Raw genomic sequence first — 14813 nt, forward strand, 5'->3', positions numbered from 1 at the left:
ATGAGGCCGGTGAATACATCAGTCGGACATGTTGGGTGACACGCGGGCGGTCATGAAGCTGCCCCCGGTGGCCGGTGAGGCGTGTACGACGCCGCTGTCTACTTCCTGGCTTGTTCGATCCTGGTCGTGCTGGCCGGGCCGACAGCCGTCGCTTGAAGAACCACCTCGCCGTCCTTTGCCATCGCGTAATGTGAGATTTTCGTCGGCTCGATCAGGAACGAGCCGGGCGGGTATGCCTTGAGTTTACTTTCATCCCACTGGTCGCCGTTCGCGTAGTAAAATGTGCCGGACAAGACGACGGCGGTTCGTGTCTCTCCGTGCCAATGCGGCATGATCTTGAAGCCAGCCGGGATCCTCACCCGTTCCGAAAACACTTCTGCTTTTTTCGGGTCGCCATACAGCACAGCGATTCCCACCGCCCCTTCGGATCCCTTGAAATGAATGTCCTGAGGAAGCGTTGCGACAACGGCATCCTGAGCAAAAGCCGGCACCGACCCGCTCAGCATGAGCAACGACGCAGTCGCAAGGCCGATCAATGAAGATGCCGGCCCTGTAGAAATTGCGTACGTCATGTCTCAATTCCCCCTGGGGTATCGGTTGGACCCGCGTGTGCAGCCCGAGCTACGCCACGCGCCTGAGGCAAAATGGAGGCGCCTGATCCTGTACTTCCTCGCCCAGGGCGGTCCGACCCGCTATGGCGAACTCCGGCGCGCCATACGTGACGTCAGCGACAAGATGCTGATCCAGCAGCTTAAGGAAGCGGAGGCCGACGGTCTAGCTCGCGGTGCAGTGCGTGTGAGCGCCCCGTCATTTTACCAGGAGAGCTCGACAATAATTCCTCCTTTGTCGGAGACCCGCGCCAAACCGCACGAACAAAACCTTACGCCGAGAGCGGGCCCACCTACAGCTTGGCGCGTCCGCTTTCCTTGCCGCCCTCCTTCAAAAATCGACGTTCTTGAATCAGCTTCTCAGCCAGGGATGTCTCGTTAGCGCGTAGAGCGGCTTCGAGAAGATACTGGTCGAAGATGTCCCGCTGGGCATGGCTCGCGCCGACCGGACCGGTCACGTGACGCAACGGTAAGATTCCGTCGATGACGTCGTCATATCGCTTCTGCTCGAAGGCGACGATGCTCTCGCAAAGCGGAACGCCGAGATTCCGGATGACGCTGCTGACGTACTTCGTCTCGTCGCGAGAATAGGATTTCATGGAATCGATCAATCGTCTGGCTGAGGCGAACCGGCCGTCACGCGCCAACGACATGACGAAATGAATGTCGGTGAAGATCAAAGCATGATCGTCGATGTGGTTTTCGGCGTAGTCCGCCAGCTTCGCCCAACGGGCACCGACGTCAACGCCGCGGAATTCCAGTCGCGTCAACAGCGACGCCGCATTTTGGATGTCCAGATAGAAATCCGATTTCTCGCCCATCACGGCCACATCGTAGAGATCCAAAGCGCCATCGAGCCGGCCCGCATCGATGTTGAATAGCGCCTTGTGCCACCAAAGGTGCCGACGGAACGGATTCCGGTCGTTCCAGATGTCGAGCGGATGGTCGAGCCACTTCAGGCCGTCGTCGTGCCGCCCTTGCATCTCTAACACGTGCGCGACGGCATGCAGCGCCCAGAGGTCGTCCGGACTAACTTCGGAAGCTTCACGTCCATAACGCTCGGCGTTGACGTAGTCACCGTTCTCCTCGCATCCGAAGGCGAGCATGCCGAGAAGATTGCCATATCCGGGGACGTCCTTTCGCCAATCGGCCAGCACCGATGCGGGCACCGACCTCAGCGCACGGGTTTGTCCCGTCCAGAAGCTGTTGAAGTGATGGAGGCGCAGGGCCAGAAGATCGTGCGGATGGTCGTAGAGAATGCGCTCCCAGCACGCGTTCGCAGCCAGTAGATCGCCGTCGATCCAAAGACGCAGCGCTTCGACGTGCCGCCTTTCGCGATCCGTCGCTCCTTCGGATGCGAGCAGGGCTTGCGCAAGCGACGCCCTGGCCTTGTCGAGAACCGCGAGCGTTCCGAAGATCATGAAGAAGTAGCCGCGCAGGCAGTGCGCCATGCAGAACTCCGGATCCAGGTCCGTCGCCCGCTTCGCCAATGTCATCGCCGTCGTGCGGTACTCGAGGAAACTCCCGACCGCCTGGTTGTAAGCGGTAACAGCGTCCTCGTTCCTGGAACTCAGCTCCAGATTTCGATCGTCAAACATGGGATCCCCGTTCCGTCGGGTTTAGCGAGGAGCGATCGCGGATCGGCTAGAGCAGCGTCGAGCGTGCCCGCCGGCACTGTCGGTCGCGGCTCGTCGCCAAAAACGAGCGACGGCCTGACCTATTCGGCCGCATCGCGAAGCGCGGCGGTCGGTTTGTAGCCGTCTCGCGTTTGCGGGGCCTTCATGCCGAGCACCCGAGAGGCGACCAACGTTCTCAGGACCTGCGCGGTACCGCCGGCGATCGTGAACATGCGCGCGTCCCTGACGGCGCGCTCCATCGGATAATCCCTGGAGTAACCACGCGCCCCGAAGAGTTGGAGCGCCTGATTGGTGACTGCGTTAGCAGTCTCCGAGGCGATGATCTTCGCTTGGGCCGCCAATAGCGGGTCCGGGAACGGATCGGCGCTCAACGCCGCCTGGTGAAGAGAAAGCCGCGCCGCGTTGAGCGCGATGGCCATATCGGCCACCATCCATTGAAGGCCTTGAAATTCGGCGATCGGCCGTCCGAACTGCTCGCGCTCCTTCGCGAAGGCCACCGCCCTCTCGAACGCGCCTTGGGCGATCCCGAGTGCGACGGTGCCTGCACCAACGCGTTGGCTATTGTAAGCGTTGATCAGATCCGCAAAGCCGCGACGCAGACCGCGCGGCGGCAGGACGAGCATGTCTTCCGGGATCTCGAGATCCTTGAAGATGATTTCCGTCTCGGGGATCCCGCGCAGCCCCATGGCGGGCTCTCGCTTGCCGACGACAAGTCCTGGGGTCCCCGCCACGGCGAGGAAGCCGCCGATGCCCTGCTCGACGCCGCTCTGATCGAAAACGCGCGCGAAGATCAAATGGAGCTTCGAGACACCGCCGCCGGTAATCCAATGCTTTTTGCCGTTGATGACATAAGCCCCGCCACGCTTGTCCGCGCGTGTCGTCATGTCGGTCGCGGCCGACCCGGCCTCCGGCTCGGTGATGCAGATGGCAGGCTTGTCGCCGCCGAGGACCAGTTCGGCCGACATGCGCTTCTGCTTCTCGGTCCCGTACTGCATGACCGCCGAAATGGCGCCCATATTCGCTTCGACGGCGATCCGCCCCGTCGCACCGCACACGCGGGCCATCTCTTCGATGATGAGCGTGGCCTCGAAGAAGCTCCCGCCGCGACCGCCATACTCTTTCGGAATCGTATATCCCATGAAGCCGGCCTGCTTCAGCCCGGCCACGTTGTCGAAAGGATAAGATTCGGTCCTATCGACCTCCGCCGCCCTGGTTGCGAACTCGGATTCAGCCAACTCTCGCGCGGTGGCCCGGAGCTTCGCGTGTTCGGGCGACAATTTCATCTGCATGGTCGGGACCCTTTCCGGCAACGGACATCCCCGCAATTCGCTCGGAAACCCATCGAAGATCAAACGAATATTTTATGGGCCCGACTTCAAAAAATGTTAAGTCAAGTGATGAGCATCAGACAACTCCGGACACTCGTAGCCATCGCCGACCGAGGCAGCTTCAACGCCGCCGCGCAGCGCCTGTTCATCACCCAATCCGCAGTCAGCATGCAGATGAAGGCTCTCGAAGCCGAGATGAGAGCGAAACTGTTCGACCGCGCCAGCCGTCCTCCCGTGCTGAACGCCAACGGCTGGAGGCTGGTCGACGAGGCGCGCCAGATCATTGAGCGGTACGATGCGCTTCGGCTGCTCGCTTCGGCCTCGACGACCGGCCTGACTGGATCTGTGCGGCTGGGGGTGATCCCTTCAGTAGCGACGCACTTGCTGCCTCAGACCTTGTCCAGACTGCGGGCCGACCACGCGAGCTTGCGTATCCAGGTGCAGAGCGGACTTTCGCCCGAGCTTGCATTCAAGGTCGAAAGCAATACTTTGGACGTCGCCATTATCACGGAACTGGAAAGGCTCGATCCGGCAATCGTTTTCGAACCGATTTCCGAAGAGGAGTTGAAGGTCGTTATCCATAAGGATCTGGCCCGCGGCTCGATCGCAGATCTCTTGCGGGCTCATCCGTTTATTCGCTTCGACCCAGCGATGGGTGTTGGCAGGATCATCGATGCAACCTTGCGCGAGCGTCGCATTCCGGTGAACGACTTTATGGAATTCGACAGCATCGAGACGATGGTCAGGATGGTCAAATTGAAGCTTGGGGTCGCAGTCATCCCCGTCGGCTTGTTTTCCTTCGGATCGGCCGACAATGTCAGATCGATTTCGTTCGTCCCACCGGTCCATCGGAGGATCGGGATGGTGGCGCGTCGCGGCATGATCGACGCACCCACAGTTCGGACCGTGACCGAGGCGTTCAAATCTTTCGCTGGCGCATCTCGCACCACGGCGCACGTCCGCAGGAAGAAGAAGTGAAGGAAGCCAAATCGCGGGAAAGTCCGCTTCGGTCACGAGCCGCCGATCACGCTTGCAGTGGTACACCTCCGCTACGCTTTGATAAGCTGACGATCGCGCGCACTCCCTTACTTGGAAGGACAGCCCATGAGCATCAAAGCCGTCGTCTTCGACGCCTACGGGACGCTCTACGACATCCAGTCGGTCGCGGAGATCACCGAGGACGCGTTTCCGGGCTATGGCGAGATCATCACGCAGGTCTGGCGCATCAAGCAGCTCGAATACACCTGGTTGCGCTCGCTGATGCGGCGCTATCAGGATTTTTCCGCCGTCACGCGCGACTCGCTGGCCTATACGCTGCGCGTGCTCGGGCTTGCCTATGAGAACGAGGCCTTCGAGCGCGTCGTCGAAAAATATCTGCATCTCGATCTCTATCCGGACGCCACCACCGCGCTCGCGGCGCTCAAGCCGCGCAAGCTTGCCATCCTCTCCAATGGCAGCCCGGATATGCTGAATGGTCTGGTGCGCAATTCCGGGCTCGATCGCCTGCTCGATGCCACCATCAGTGTCGACGCGAAGACAATCTTCAAGCCGAGCCCGCAGGCCTATGAGCTGATCGGCGAGGTGCTCGGCACGAAACCGGACGAGGTCCTGTTCGTCTCCTCCAATCCCTGGGACGTCGCCGGGGCCAAGTCGTTCGGGCTGAATGTTGCCTGGATCGAACGGGTGACGCCGGAGGCCATGGCGCTGGCTTGCGTCGAGAGCGAACTCGTGGCACCGCTAACGATGTTTAAGGCGATCCGCACCCAGATGGACGAGCTCGGCTTTGCGCCGGATCACCGCGTCCATTCGCTCTCGGAGCTGGCAAAGATCGTCTGACTATCGCCGCCCGCCCGCAAGTCCTCGATGAGCTGACTGGAATGAGCCTGGAATCCGTTCGCGCCTTCTTCGCCGAGAAAGCCCCCGACATCACAGTCATGGAATCCCCGATCAGCTCGGCGACCGTGCCGCTGGCTGCCGAAGCCTATGGCGTCGAGCCCGGCATGATCGCCAAAACGCTGTCCTTGCGCGTCGGCGAGCGCGTGATCCTGATCGTCGCGGCCGGCACCTCGCGCATGGACAACAAGAAGGTCAAGGCGCAATTCGGCGGCAAGCCGAAGATGCTGGGACTGGAAGAGGTCGCCGAGATCACCGGCCACGAGGTCGGCGGCGTCTGCCCGTTCGGGCTGAAGGCACCGCTGCCGGTTTATTGCGACGTGTCGCTGAAAGCGTTCGACGTCGTGGTGCCGGCCGCGGGCTCAACCCACAGCGCCGTGCGCATCGCACCCGACCGGTTAGCCGAGTTGGTCAACGCCGAATGGGTCGACGTCTGCGAGCACAGGCCGTAACGCGGGCGTCTAGCCGCCCCAGCCACAATAGGGACGACAGCGATAGCGTACGCTATGCCCGAAATGCCAATGGCCGAAGCCCCGGTGCCACCAGCCGAAACGCGCTTGCGCGAGGTCGCTCTCCTGCACCATCGGCCTGGCGGCTCCGGATAAGGGAGTGACCGGGGCGGCCATTGCTGGTGCGCCGAGCAACATCGCGCTGATTACGATAAGCGTCGCAGGCATTTTGGTCATGGACATGCCATTCCTCCGATCCGCAACGTCCGACCGCAATCAACCTGGCTGACCGCAATTCGTTGCACCCTTATGACGATTTCGGGGCAGGACGGCCGGTCGCTGAACCGCGATGGCGCCGGATGTGATGGCTGATGCATTTGCCGGTCAGGGAGGTTAGTGTAGGGACCATGACCGATGACAAGGTGAAACGACGACTGACCACCGTGCTGTGCGCCGACGTGCACAGCTATTCTCGTCTCATGGAAGCCGACGAGACCGGAACGCTGGAGACGCTCCGCCGCTACTTCGCTACTATGGCGCGATTGGTCGAGCGGCATGATGGCCGCATCGTCAATACCTGGGGCGATGCCGTGATCGCCGAATTCGCCAGCGTCGTCGAGGCCGTGCAATGCGCGATCGAAATCCAGCAGGAAGTTTCCAATCAGGAGTCGGCCCCGCCCCAACTGAACCCGATGCGATTCCGCATTGGCATCAACCTCGGCGATGTCATGGTGGACGGCACCAATATCTATGGTGACGGCGTCAATATCGCATCACGCCTGCAAGAGCTCGCCGACCCCGGCGGCGTCGTGATCTCGAGCTCCGTCTACGATCAGGTCCACAACAAACTGTCCGTCGGCTTCGATTGCCTCGGCCAGCGCCCGATGAAGAACATTGCGCCCCAGACCAGCTATCGGGTGACCATGAGTGGCCGGACCGGCGGGCAAGGAAGCTTTGCGGTCAACGAAAGCCCACCTCGCCGGGAGCAAGCAGGTCCCCTGCAGATGGGCGACAGGCGCGATCCATCTTCATGGATGGGTGCCCTCTCGAATTGGCTGGCCAAGCTGCCCCGCCCGGTTGCAGCGGCCCTTACGATCTCGGGCTTTCTGATTTTGATCAATCTTTTCACCAACCCGCACAGGATCTGGTTTCATTGGCCAGTCGCAGCAATATTCTTCGGCGTCCTCATGCGGACCGCACTCGGACACCGACCCGACAGCAAGGAAGAGCGCTGAACGCGGCGGCGCGACCGCATCTTCGCGTTTGGCGCTGCCACTCCGGATCGTGCCCTCACCGGCGCTAATCGTCGTCATCGTCATAAGGCCGCGGCTGCGCCTGCGGTGGCGGAAGCGGCGCATTGTTGTAGCGCGGCGGCACGCCTCGACCGCGCGGAACCTGGCTCTGCTGCGGCATCTGATTGTTGGACTGGAACACCGCACGGCATGCGCTCGAGAGCTGCGGCGTGTTCGCTTGCAGGCAAGCCACAATGCGGTTCTCGTCGGGAATCTGATCACTGCACAGGCGCCACACATCGGGCGTACAGGCCATCTGCTGTTCCAGGGTGCCGCGATGCTCCTGCGCGAACGCGGCGCCCTGCGTAGCCAAGCCGCCGATGACAAGCGCCGCACCCAGCGCAATTCGCTTAGTTCGCATGGTCCCAATTCCTTCTCGGGTCTCTCGATTTGTCTTCAATCAATGAGACGCGGTCAGGTTCTGGACCAACAACAAAACGTGAAAGCGCGGTGGGAACCTACTCGACCTTGCCGATCTTCTTGACCGCCGCAATCAGCCGCGCGCTGTCGGTCGCCACGAAGTCGGAGAATGCCGGCGCATCCTGATAGGCGACGAGGCTGCCCGAGGCATCGAATGTCCTGAGCACGTCCGGGCTCGTCATCACCTGCGCCATCGCCTCGCGCAGGCGGCTCGCGATCGGCGCCGGAAGAGAGCTCTGCGCGAACAGTCCGGCCCAGATGTACATCTCGACATCCTTGTAGCCGAGCTCCTGGAAGGTCGGCACGTCGGGGAAGCTCGCGACGCGCTGCGCGCCGCAATTGCCGAGCACCCGCAGCTTGCCGTCGTCGACCTGCGGCTTCAGCGTGCCGGGCGCGGCGGCGATGGCCTGCACGGTGCCGCTGAGCAGCGCGGTCAACGCCGGCCCTGCGCCGCGGAACGGCACGTGCAGCAGCTTGATGTCGGCGCTGCTCGCAAACATCTCCATGGCCACATGCAGCGTGCCGTAAGGCCCGGATGAACCATAGGTGATCTGGCCCGGGCGCTTCTTCGCATCCTCGACGAATTCTTGCGCCGTCTTCCATGGCGCCGAACTCGGCACCGCAAGCAGCGTGGGATCGGCCAACACGCGCGCGATCGGCATGAACTGCGACACTTCATAGGCGACGGGGCGATCGAACAGCCGGTCAGCCTCGGGCAACACCGCGAGCGAGGACAGCGTCATCAGCAGCGTGTAGCCGTCGGGCTCGGCGCGCGCGGCCGCGGCATTGCCGACCGATCCGCCGGCGCCGCCGGCGCGGTTGTCGACGATGACGGACTTGCCGAGAATGCGCTCCAGCGCCTGCGCGACGGGACGCGCCGCCAGATCGGCCTGGCCGCCGGCCGGGAACGGCACGATCATGGTGATGTTGCGCACCGGATAGGCTTGCGCGAAGGCCCGTTCCGGTAACGCGGCCCGCATCAACGGCAATGCCGCAACGGCGCGCAAGACGTCACGTCGGTCCATGGCAGCCCCCTCCCCTTATTTTCTTGTTTCGGCGCCAGCCTAGCGTGGCGACCGGCAAGAACAAGCCGTTTACGAAGCGTTAGCCATGTTCGCCCCGTTCCGGAACGCATCCCTCCACCCTCCGTTGCCTTCAGAGGGTCTTGCCGGGGAGGATGCCGAGGGAGTGTGTCATGGGAAAGCTCGCGACCATCGACTTGGCGCTGGACGAGATGCTGGTGAACCTGGCGGCGATCGTCCTGCGGCTTTCAAAGCCCGAAGTAACGCGAACGCCGGAAGCGCGCCGCGCCCTGCTGCAATCGGTCCATCAATACGCGGTGTGCGCCGCACGCTCGACCGACCCGCGTGTTCATGAATTGAGCTCGCAGTTGGAGCAGACGCTGAAGCCGAACTTGCGCATCGTCGCGATCGATGGGGTCAAGGTGACGTAGCGAGAGGTGGTGGGCAAAGGCGCAAAGCGCCGTGCCCACGCGATCTATCCCGCCTTCCCACCTTTCTTTGGCTTCCGCTTGCAGGTGCCCGGCAGCTTCGCTGCGAGGAAATCGCCGAGCGCTTCGACGCGTGCGGGGCGCGGGCCGCCGGGTGGGGTCACGAGGTGCACGGCGCCTTCGGCCTGCTTCCAGTCCTTCAGGATCACTTCGACCTCACCGGACGAAATCGCCTCGCCGACGATGAACTCGGGCAGCTCGGCGATGCCGAGGCCGGCGATCAGCGACGGCATCACGGCTTCGCCGTTGTTGACGCGAAGCAGGCCGCCGGGGCGGACGCTGGCCTGCTCGCCGGCGGAGTTGGTGTAGTGCCAGACGTTCGGCGTCGAGAGATAGGCGTAAGCGAAGCATTTGTGTTCGGCGAGATGCATCGGATGCGTCGGCCGGCCATGCTTCTTCAGATAAGACGGCGCAGCGACCGTGAAGCGCGGCATGGTGAAGAGCCGGCGCGCGATCAGTGACGAATCCGGCAGCCGCGCGATCCGCACCGCCATGTCAAAGCCTTCGCCGATGAGATCGACGGTCGCATCGCTCAGATGCAGATCGACGGAGACTTCCGGATAGGCCGCGAAGAACTCCGGCAGCAGCGGCGCCACCGCCTTGATGCCGAACGTCATGGGCACCGCGAGCCGCACCAGGCCGCGCGGCGCCACCGATTGCGCCAGCGCCTCGTTCTCGGCCGCCTCGCCATCGGCGAGCAGGCGCGTCGCGCGGTCGGCGAGCTTGTGCCCGGCATCGGTCAGCGCCAGCCGGCGCGACGTGCGGTTGAACAGGCGGGCGCCGAGCCGTTCTTCCAGCCGCGTGACCGCCTTCGACACCGTCGCCTTGGACATCGCCAACTCGCTCGCGGCCCCCGCAAACGACCGTAATTCCACGACTTTTGCGAAAATCGCGAGCGCCTCGAAATCAGGAAGTTTTGCCATGGCAGCGGTCCAATCGGGATATTTAAGGAAACAATGCGTTTCAACAGTTTCTATTTCTATACCACAGGCGGAGGCTTATCCAAGGGTCATCAGAAATTCAGGAATGGAGAAATCCAATGACCAAGAAGCTCTCAGGCAAGGTTGCCCTCGTCACCGGCGGTTCGCGCGGCATCGGCGCGGCCTCGGCCCGCGCTCTCGCCGATGAAGGCGCGGACGTTGCGATCAGCTACGTCGCCTCACCCGAAAAGGCCGAGGCCGTCGTCACCGAATTGAAGGCCAAGGGCGTCAAGGCCCGCGCTTTCAGGGCGGATCAGGCCTCCGCCAAGGACGTGACGAAGCTCGTCAACGACGTCGCCAGGGAATTCGGCCATCTCGACATCCTCGTCAACAACGCCGGCGTCGCCAATGGTGGTGCGATCGACGACGCCAATGCCGACACGACCGCGCTGGAGCGACAGGACCAGGTCAACGTCCATGGCGTGATCGCGGCGATCCGCGCCGCCTCGCAATTGATGGGCGAAGGCGGCCGCATCGTCACCGTCGGCTCGATGCTCGCCGACCGCGCCTCGTTCCCGGGCCTTGCCGACTACGTCGCCACCAAGTCGGCGGTGGTCGGTTACACCAAGGGCGCGGCACGCGACCTCGGCCCGCGCGGCATCACCGTCAACGTGGTGCAGCCCGGCTCGATCGACACCGACATGAATCCGAAGGACGGCGGCGAGTTCGCCGAGACCCAGCGCAAGCAGCACGCGCTGCAGCGCTTCGGCCGCCCCGAGGAAGTCGCTGCCGGCGTGGTCTTCCTCGCCAGCCCCGAAGCCTCGTTCGTCACCGGCACCGTGCTCAACGTCGACGGCGGGTTCGGCGCCTGATCAAGGCGCGAACCCACTCACACAAGGACTACGCAAATGATCGAACTCAGACCTTTCAACAAACTCGGCGGCGCCGATCACGGCTGGCTGAAAGCAAAGCATCATTTCTCGTTCGCAAGCCATTACGACCCGAACAATATGGGTCACGGTGCTCTGCGGGTGTGGAACGATGACGAGATCGCGCCGAACGCCGGCTTCCCCGCCCATCCCCACGCCAACATGGAAATCATCACCTATGTGCGCGAAGGCGCGATCACCCATCAGGACAGCCTCGGCAACGAGGGCCGCACCGAGGCGGGCGACGTGCAGGTGATGAGCGCCGGCAGCGGCATCCGCCACTCCGAGTACAATCTGGAGCCGACGCAGACCCGCATCTTCCAGATCTGGATCGAGCCGACCGCGCGCGGCGGTCAGCCGACCTGGGGCTCAAAGCCATTTCCGAAGTCGGATCGCTCCGGCAAGCTCGTCACCATTGCGAGCGGGATCGAAGGCGACACCGACGCGCTACCGATCCGCGCCGATGCGCGGGTGCTCGCCACCACGCTGAAGGCCGGCGAGAGCGCGGAGTACGAACCCGCGAGGTCACGTCACCTCTATCTGGTGCCGGCGGCCGGCGCGGTCGAGATCAACGGTGTGCGCGTCAACGCCCGCGACGGCGCCGCGATCCGCGACGAGGCCAGGCTGAAGATCACCGCGCTCGAAGACTCCGAGCTCGTGCTCGTCGACGCCGCGTAACCCTTCAAGCAATCAATCATCTCACCCAATTCAACGGAGACCACCATGACCAAAGTTCTCGTCCTGTATTATTCCGCCTACGGCCACATCGAAACGATGGCGAATGCCGTTGCCGAAGGCGCGCGCGAAGCCGGCGCCACCGTCGACATCAAGCGCGTGCCCGAGCTGGTGCCGGCCGAGGTCGCGAAGGCTTCGTATTACAAGGTCGATCAGGCCGCACCGATCGCCAAGATTGAAGACCTCGCCAATTACGACGCGATCATCGTCGGCACCGGCACCCGCTTCGGCCGCATGGCCTCGCAGATGGCGAACTTCCTCGACCAGGCTGGCGGGCTCTGGGCCAAGGGCGCGTTGCACGGCAAGGTCGGCGGGGCCTTCACCGCGACCGCGACCCAGCATGGCGGCCAGGAGACCACGCTGTTCTCGATCATCACCAACCTCCTGCATTTCGGCATGACGGTGGTCGGACTGAACTACGGCTTCGCCGGCCAGATGAAGCTCGATGAGGTCACCGGCGGCGCGCCCTATGGTGCCACCACGATCACCGGCGGCGACGGCAGCCGCCAGCCCAGCGCCAATGAGCTGGCCGGCGCGCGTTATCAGGGACGCCAGATCGCGGAGACCGCCAAGAAGCTGCACGGTTAAGCCTGGGGTTCACAACGGCTGCATGGCTGATGCGTTTGGGGCGGCATTCTCATGGGGGAATGCCGCCCCATCTATGTTTGCAGAGACGATGCTTACGACACGCAGGACTTCTGAGACGAATGGCTTTCGAACTTCTCTTGATTGCACAGATGATCCGCAGGCCGGCCCAGGCGTTTGCGCGCCGCTGGTATTGCCGCAGCCTGTTCCGCGCCTCGCGCGGCCGGTTTCACTGCGCCGAGTGCAAGGGATCGTGACCGTCACGCCTGCGTGATGTCGCCGTGCGCCGGGATGCTGACGGTTGGCGCAGCAGCGAGTGCCGTCGAGAGCCACCAGCCGTCGCCCGCAAACCAGCAGGTCTCGTCGGGCGTATCCGCTCGCCGGAACGACTGCACGCTCTCCCATCCTCTGGCGAACGCCGCGGCCAATCGCTTGCCGGCATCCGCATCCTGAAGTCCGGCGCAGCCGATGAACTGCGCCCGGCTCAGGAACTTGGCGGGCCACGCGCCCCCCTGCTCCGGGCGCGTGATCATCAACATGCCGCCGAGCATGCCCTCCGGCGCCAGCGGAAACACCAGCCGGCCTCCGGGACGCAACGCCGCGAGCCATTCCGTGGCCGGCTGCGCCGCGCCCGCGCAGACATAAATCACGTCGACGTCGGGCAGATCGGACGCGATGCCCGAGCGCTCGCGCAATTCGACCGTGGCGATGTCCTTCAGGTTCTCGCGCGCAAGCGCCGCCAGGCGTTCGTCGATCTCATAGGCATAGACGCGGCCATTGCGGCCGACGAGCTCGGCGAGAATGGCGGTGTAGTAACCGGTGCCCGCGCCGATCTGCAGCACGGTCTCGCCTTCCCTGACGCCGGTGCCACTGAGCCAGTAAGCGTGTGCGCCCGGCATGCCGATGTTGACACCGCGCGCGGGATCGAGTGCCAGCAGCGCGTTTTGATAGAGAAAGGCTGGATCGTCATCGGGCGTCACGACATAGGGATGGCCGCCGAACGAAATCGACCACGGGCCGGGGCCGGCGAAGGGTTCGCGCCTCACGGTGCGAAACGCCTGCTCGAGACGAGGGTCTGTTGCCTTGGCCGCAGCGCAGATCAACTGCGCATAGAATGCGCGATATTTGGCCGAACGATCGTCCATGTCGCCTCCGGGTTGCGGCGAGGACGATAGCACAACGATTGCGATATTCGAGTGACCCTGCAACCCGCGAGGGTGCGCCGCCTAGCGCGGACCTTTGCCAAGCGCCCGCGCCGCAAGGGCCGCAAGCTTCGGATGGCGGCGCAGGCCCTGAGCCGTATGATCGCGAAGCACATAAGGCAGCCCACGCCAGGACAGCGCGACGGTGACATCGGTCAGGGCGACCTGTTCGGCGCCGAAGCGGCGCTTGTAGTCGTGATTGCCGATGCTGAGATCGAACCGGCGCGCGCCCTGCGCATGCAGGGCCGCCATGGTGCGCTCGGTGACGAGAAGCCCGGGCGAGCAATTCGCCCATTTCTTGCCGGCATGGCCGATGCGCAGCAGATAATAGGTCGCGCCGTATCTGACGCCGAGCGTGGTCGCGACGATCCCCTCGTCGCAGACGAGCGCCGAGATCACCGCATAGCCTTCCGCAACCCCCTGCCGCGCCACCTCGCGATAGAAGGCGGCATGCGCTTCGTCGTTGAGGACGAACCGCGAGCCGAGCTTCCGCATGCGCTCCTGCTGCTGGGCGTCCAACACGTCGAGAAGCTCATGCGCCCGCGCAGCATCGGTCGCGATCTCGAACCGCGCGCCGGCATGGCGGCTGAACACGCGCCAGCAGCGCGGCATCTGCATGCGCCTGATCGAGGCCTGATAGTCCGCATAGTCGTCGCCGGTCAGCACGAGGTTCGCGTTGAGCGAACAGGAGCCGAGCCGGCCGAGCGACACCAGCGGGTTCGGCTTGGCGCCGACATAGGTCGGCAACTTCTTCAGGCGCAGCAGGTCCAGGCCATCAGGCAAGGCGCGCAAAGCATTCACCAACGCCGCGCCGATGGCCTGCGCGCCGGCGGCATCGAAGGTTGCATCGCAAGCCAGGATCGGCGCGTTGTTGTCGGAGACGCCGAGATCGGCAAATTCGACGACGCGGATGCCGCGTCGTGCGTGGCTGAACATCGGCACCATCGCGATGTCCTTGCCGGTCGCCGTATCGGTGATAACGGCGATCAAGGGCGCTACGCCATGAAAGGCATTGTACCAGGCACCCAACCAGTAACCATGCTGGAATGCCGTGCGATGACCCACATTCAGGCGCAATGCGGCCGCTCGCCAGTCACGCAGGAAATCAACCGAGATTCCCGACGTGCTGGACACCCGACCGTCTAGTTGTTCGACGCTGAGAAACGCCATGTGCGGGGCATACAGTTACAATACGTGTCCAGATAGATTATGTTTTGTCGCACACCACAAGTTACGTCGCTGCTTATCGTTAAGCGGATACCGTCGCGGCTGACCCAATGTCCTCGTGTCCCGATATGAAACGCG

Annotated in this window: 19 protein-coding genes; 10 read left to right on the forward strand and 9 right to left on the reverse strand. The window is 63.4% G+C overall.

Translation table 11 applies throughout. The features are described 5' to 3' along the window. Positions 1–98: 98 nt before the first annotated feature. Positions 99–572 (reverse strand): cupin domain-containing protein, encoded by a 474-nt coding sequence (locus tag NLM32_RS41835; protein ID WP_254134478.1) that lies wholly within the window; start codon positions 570–572, stop codon positions 99–101. Here NLM32_RS41835 and NLM32_RS41840 point away from each other — a divergent pair. Then, entirely contained in the window at positions 571–990 is a 420-nt protein-coding gene (locus NLM32_RS41840) for a helix-turn-helix domain-containing protein (RefSeq protein WP_254134479.1), read from the forward strand. The two genes, NLM32_RS41835 and NLM32_RS41840, sit on opposite strands and share 2 nt — an antisense overlap. Here the strand turns inward: NLM32_RS41840 and NLM32_RS41845 are convergent. Beyond that, on the reverse strand, positions 902–2206 hold the full coding sequence (locus NLM32_RS41845) for a tetratricopeptide repeat protein (protein ID WP_254134480.1): 1305 nt from the start codon (positions 2204–2206) through the stop codon (positions 902–904). The genes NLM32_RS41840 and NLM32_RS41845 overlap by 89 nt on opposite strands. 119 nt (positions 2207–2325) lie before the next feature. Continuing rightward, on the reverse strand, positions 2326–3534 hold the full coding sequence (gene acdA / locus NLM32_RS41850; RefSeq protein WP_254134481.1) for a 3-sulfinopropanoyl-CoA desulfinase: 1209 nt from the start codon (positions 3532–3534) through the stop codon (positions 2326–2328). A gap of 108 nt (positions 3535–3642) precedes the next feature. Here acdA and NLM32_RS41855 point away from each other — a divergent pair, with 108 nt between their 5' ends. From NLM32_RS41855 to NLM32_RS41865, 3 genes are all read left to right on the forward strand, one after another. Continuing rightward, positions 3643–4551, forward strand: coding sequence for a LysR family transcriptional regulator (locus tag NLM32_RS41855; protein ID WP_254134482.1), 909 nt, complete (start codon positions 3643–3645; stop codon positions 4549–4551). A 126-nt stretch (positions 4552–4677) separates the two neighbouring features. After that, positions 4678–5409: a haloacid dehalogenase type II gene (locus NLM32_RS41860; RefSeq protein WP_254134483.1), complete on the forward strand. Its 732-nt coding sequence runs from the start codon at positions 4678–4680 to the stop codon at positions 5407–5409. A 41-nt stretch (positions 5410–5450) separates the two neighbouring features. Continuing rightward, positions 5451–5918, forward strand: a complete 468-nt coding sequence (locus NLM32_RS41865) for a YbaK/EbsC family protein (RefSeq protein WP_254134484.1) — start codon at positions 5451–5453, stop codon at positions 5916–5918. A gap of 9 nt (positions 5919–5927) precedes the next feature. Here NLM32_RS41865 and NLM32_RS41870 read toward each other — a convergent pair whose 3' ends face one another. Further along, on the reverse strand, positions 5928–6158 hold the full coding sequence (locus NLM32_RS41870) for a hypothetical protein (protein WP_254134485.1): 231 nt from the start codon (positions 6156–6158) through the stop codon (positions 5928–5930). Positions 6159–6322: 164 nt separating this feature from the next. On the opposite strand from NLM32_RS41870, the gene NLM32_RS41875 reads away from it, so the two are divergent. Continuing rightward, positions 6323–7150, forward strand: a complete 828-nt coding sequence (locus tag NLM32_RS41875) for an adenylate/guanylate cyclase domain-containing protein (RefSeq protein WP_254134486.1) — start codon at positions 6323–6325, stop codon at positions 7148–7150. A gap of 64 nt (positions 7151–7214) precedes the next feature. Here the strand turns inward: NLM32_RS41875 and NLM32_RS41880 are convergent, their stop codons facing one another. Together NLM32_RS41880 and NLM32_RS41885 are read right to left on the reverse strand one after the other, a co-directional pair. Then, positions 7215–7568 (reverse strand): hypothetical protein, encoded by a 354-nt coding sequence (locus tag NLM32_RS41880; RefSeq protein ID WP_254134487.1) that lies wholly within the window; start codon positions 7566–7568, stop codon positions 7215–7217. Between the two features lie 97 nt (positions 7569–7665). Further along, positions 7666–8652 carry a tripartite tricarboxylate transporter substrate binding protein gene (locus tag NLM32_RS41885; protein ID WP_254134488.1) on the reverse strand — a complete coding sequence of 329 codons (987 nt, stop codon included), beginning with the start codon at positions 8650–8652 and terminating at the stop codon, positions 7666–7668. A 170-nt stretch (positions 8653–8822) separates the two neighbouring features. Here NLM32_RS41885 and NLM32_RS41890 point away from each other — a divergent pair, with 170 nt between their 5' ends. Beyond that, positions 8823–9080, forward strand: coding sequence for a hypothetical protein (locus NLM32_RS41890; protein ID WP_254134489.1), 258 nt, complete (start codon positions 8823–8825; stop codon positions 9078–9080). Between the two features lie 44 nt (positions 9081–9124). Here the strand turns inward: NLM32_RS41890 and NLM32_RS41895 are convergent, their stop codons facing one another. Beyond that, positions 9125–10060 carry a LysR family transcriptional regulator gene (locus NLM32_RS41895; RefSeq protein WP_254134490.1) on the reverse strand — a complete coding sequence of 312 codons (936 nt, stop codon included), beginning with the start codon at positions 10058–10060 and terminating at the stop codon, positions 9125–9127. A 116-nt stretch (positions 10061–10176) separates the two neighbouring features. On the opposite strand from NLM32_RS41895, the gene NLM32_RS41900 reads away from it, so the two are divergent. The 4 genes from NLM32_RS41900 to NLM32_RS45975 all read left to right on the forward strand — a co-directional run bounded on the left by NLM32_RS41900 (position 10177) and on the right by NLM32_RS45975 (position 12563). After that, complete coding sequence (locus NLM32_RS41900) at positions 10177–10929, forward strand: SDR family NAD(P)-dependent oxidoreductase (RefSeq protein WP_254134491.1); 753 nt, start codon at positions 10177–10179, stop codon at positions 10927–10929. Positions 10930–10965: 36 nt separating this feature from the next. Next, the gene (locus NLM32_RS41905; protein WP_254134492.1) at positions 10966–11664 is read left to right on the forward strand and encodes a pirin family protein; all 699 of its coding nucleotides are present in this window, start codon (positions 10966–10968) and stop codon (positions 11662–11664) included. Positions 11665–11709: 45 nt separating this feature from the next. Beyond that, on the forward strand, positions 11710–12309 hold the full coding sequence (gene wrbA, locus NLM32_RS41910; RefSeq protein WP_254134493.1) for an NAD(P)H:quinone oxidoreductase: 600 nt from the start codon (positions 11710–11712) through the stop codon (positions 12307–12309). Positions 12310–12428: 119 nt separating this feature from the next. After that, positions 12429–12563, forward strand: coding sequence for a hypothetical protein (locus NLM32_RS45975; protein ID WP_256568343.1), 135 nt, complete (start codon positions 12429–12431; stop codon positions 12561–12563). A 3-nt stretch (positions 12564–12566) separates the two neighbouring features. Here NLM32_RS45975 and NLM32_RS41915 read toward each other — a convergent pair whose 3' ends face one another. After that, positions 12567–13451 carry a protein-L-isoaspartate O-methyltransferase gene (locus NLM32_RS41915; protein ID WP_254134494.1) on the reverse strand — a complete coding sequence of 295 codons (885 nt, stop codon included), beginning with the start codon at positions 13449–13451 and terminating at the stop codon, positions 12567–12569. A gap of 81 nt (positions 13452–13532) precedes the next feature. Beyond that, the gene (locus NLM32_RS41920; protein WP_254134495.1) at positions 13533–14678 is read right to left on the reverse strand and encodes a GNAT family N-acetyltransferase; all 1146 of its coding nucleotides are present in this window, start codon (positions 14676–14678) and stop codon (positions 13533–13535) included. Between the last annotated feature and the right edge of the window lie 135 nt (positions 14679–14813).

The sequence above is a fragment of the Bradyrhizobium sp. CCGUVB14 genome, from assembly GCF_024199935.1.
GTDB lineage: Bacteria > Pseudomonadota > Alphaproteobacteria > Rhizobiales > Xanthobacteraceae > Bradyrhizobium.

Bases quoted from the DNA above. Each gene is read 5' to 3' on its own strand.
- NLM32_RS41840 (WP_254134479.1), top strand. From the start codon at position 571: ATGTCTCAATTCCCCCTGGGGTATCGGTTGGACCCGCGTGTGCAGCCC.
- NLM32_RS41835 (WP_254134478.1), bottom strand. From the start codon at position 572: ATGACGTACGCAATTTCTACAGGGCCGGCATCTTCATTGATCGGCCTT.
- NLM32_RS41845 (WP_254134480.1), bottom strand. From the start codon at position 2,206: ATGTTTGACGATCGAAATCTGGAGCTGAGTTCCAGGAACGAGGACGCT.
- acdA (WP_254134481.1), bottom strand. From the start codon at position 3,534: ATGCAGATGAAATTGTCGCCCGAACACGCGAAGCTCCGGGCCACCGCG.
- NLM32_RS41855 (WP_254134482.1), top strand. From the start codon at position 3,643: ATGAGCATCAGACAACTCCGGACACTCGTAGCCATCGCCGACCGAGGC.
- NLM32_RS41860 (WP_254134483.1), top strand. From the start codon at position 4,678: ATGAGCATCAAAGCCGTCGTCTTCGACGCCTACGGGACGCTCTACGAC.
- NLM32_RS41865 (WP_254134484.1), top strand. From the start codon at position 5,451: ATGAGCCTGGAATCCGTTCGCGCCTTCTTCGCCGAGAAAGCCCCCGAC.
- NLM32_RS41870 (WP_254134485.1), bottom strand. From the start codon at position 6,158: ATGTCCATGACCAAAATGCCTGCGACGCTTATCGTAATCAGCGCGATG.
- NLM32_RS41875 (WP_254134486.1), top strand. From the start codon at position 6,323: ATGACCGATGACAAGGTGAAACGACGACTGACCACCGTGCTGTGCGCC.
- NLM32_RS41880 (WP_254134487.1), bottom strand. From the start codon at position 7,568: ATGCGAACTAAGCGAATTGCGCTGGGTGCGGCGCTTGTCATCGGCGGC.
- NLM32_RS41885 (WP_254134488.1), bottom strand. From the start codon at position 8,652: ATGGACCGACGTGACGTCTTGCGCGCCGTTGCGGCATTGCCGTTGATG.
- NLM32_RS41890 (WP_254134489.1), top strand. From the start codon at position 8,823: ATGGGAAAGCTCGCGACCATCGACTTGGCGCTGGACGAGATGCTGGTG.
- NLM32_RS41895 (WP_254134490.1), bottom strand. From the start codon at position 10,060: ATGGCAAAACTTCCTGATTTCGAGGCGCTCGCGATTTTCGCAAAAGTC.
- NLM32_RS41900 (WP_254134491.1), top strand. From the start codon at position 10,177: ATGACCAAGAAGCTCTCAGGCAAGGTTGCCCTCGTCACCGGCGGTTCG.
- NLM32_RS41905 (WP_254134492.1), top strand. From the start codon at position 10,966: ATGATCGAACTCAGACCTTTCAACAAACTCGGCGGCGCCGATCACGGC.
- wrbA (WP_254134493.1), top strand. From the start codon at position 11,710: ATGACCAAAGTTCTCGTCCTGTATTATTCCGCCTACGGCCACATCGAA.
- NLM32_RS45975 (WP_256568343.1), top strand. From the start codon at position 12,429: ATGGCTTTCGAACTTCTCTTGATTGCACAGATGATCCGCAGGCCGGCC.
- NLM32_RS41915 (WP_254134494.1), bottom strand. From the start codon at position 13,451: ATGGACGATCGTTCGGCCAAATATCGCGCATTCTATGCGCAGTTGATC.
- NLM32_RS41920 (WP_254134495.1), bottom strand. From the start codon at position 14,678: ATGGCGTTTCTCAGCGTCGAACAACTAGACGGTCGGGTGTCCAGCACG.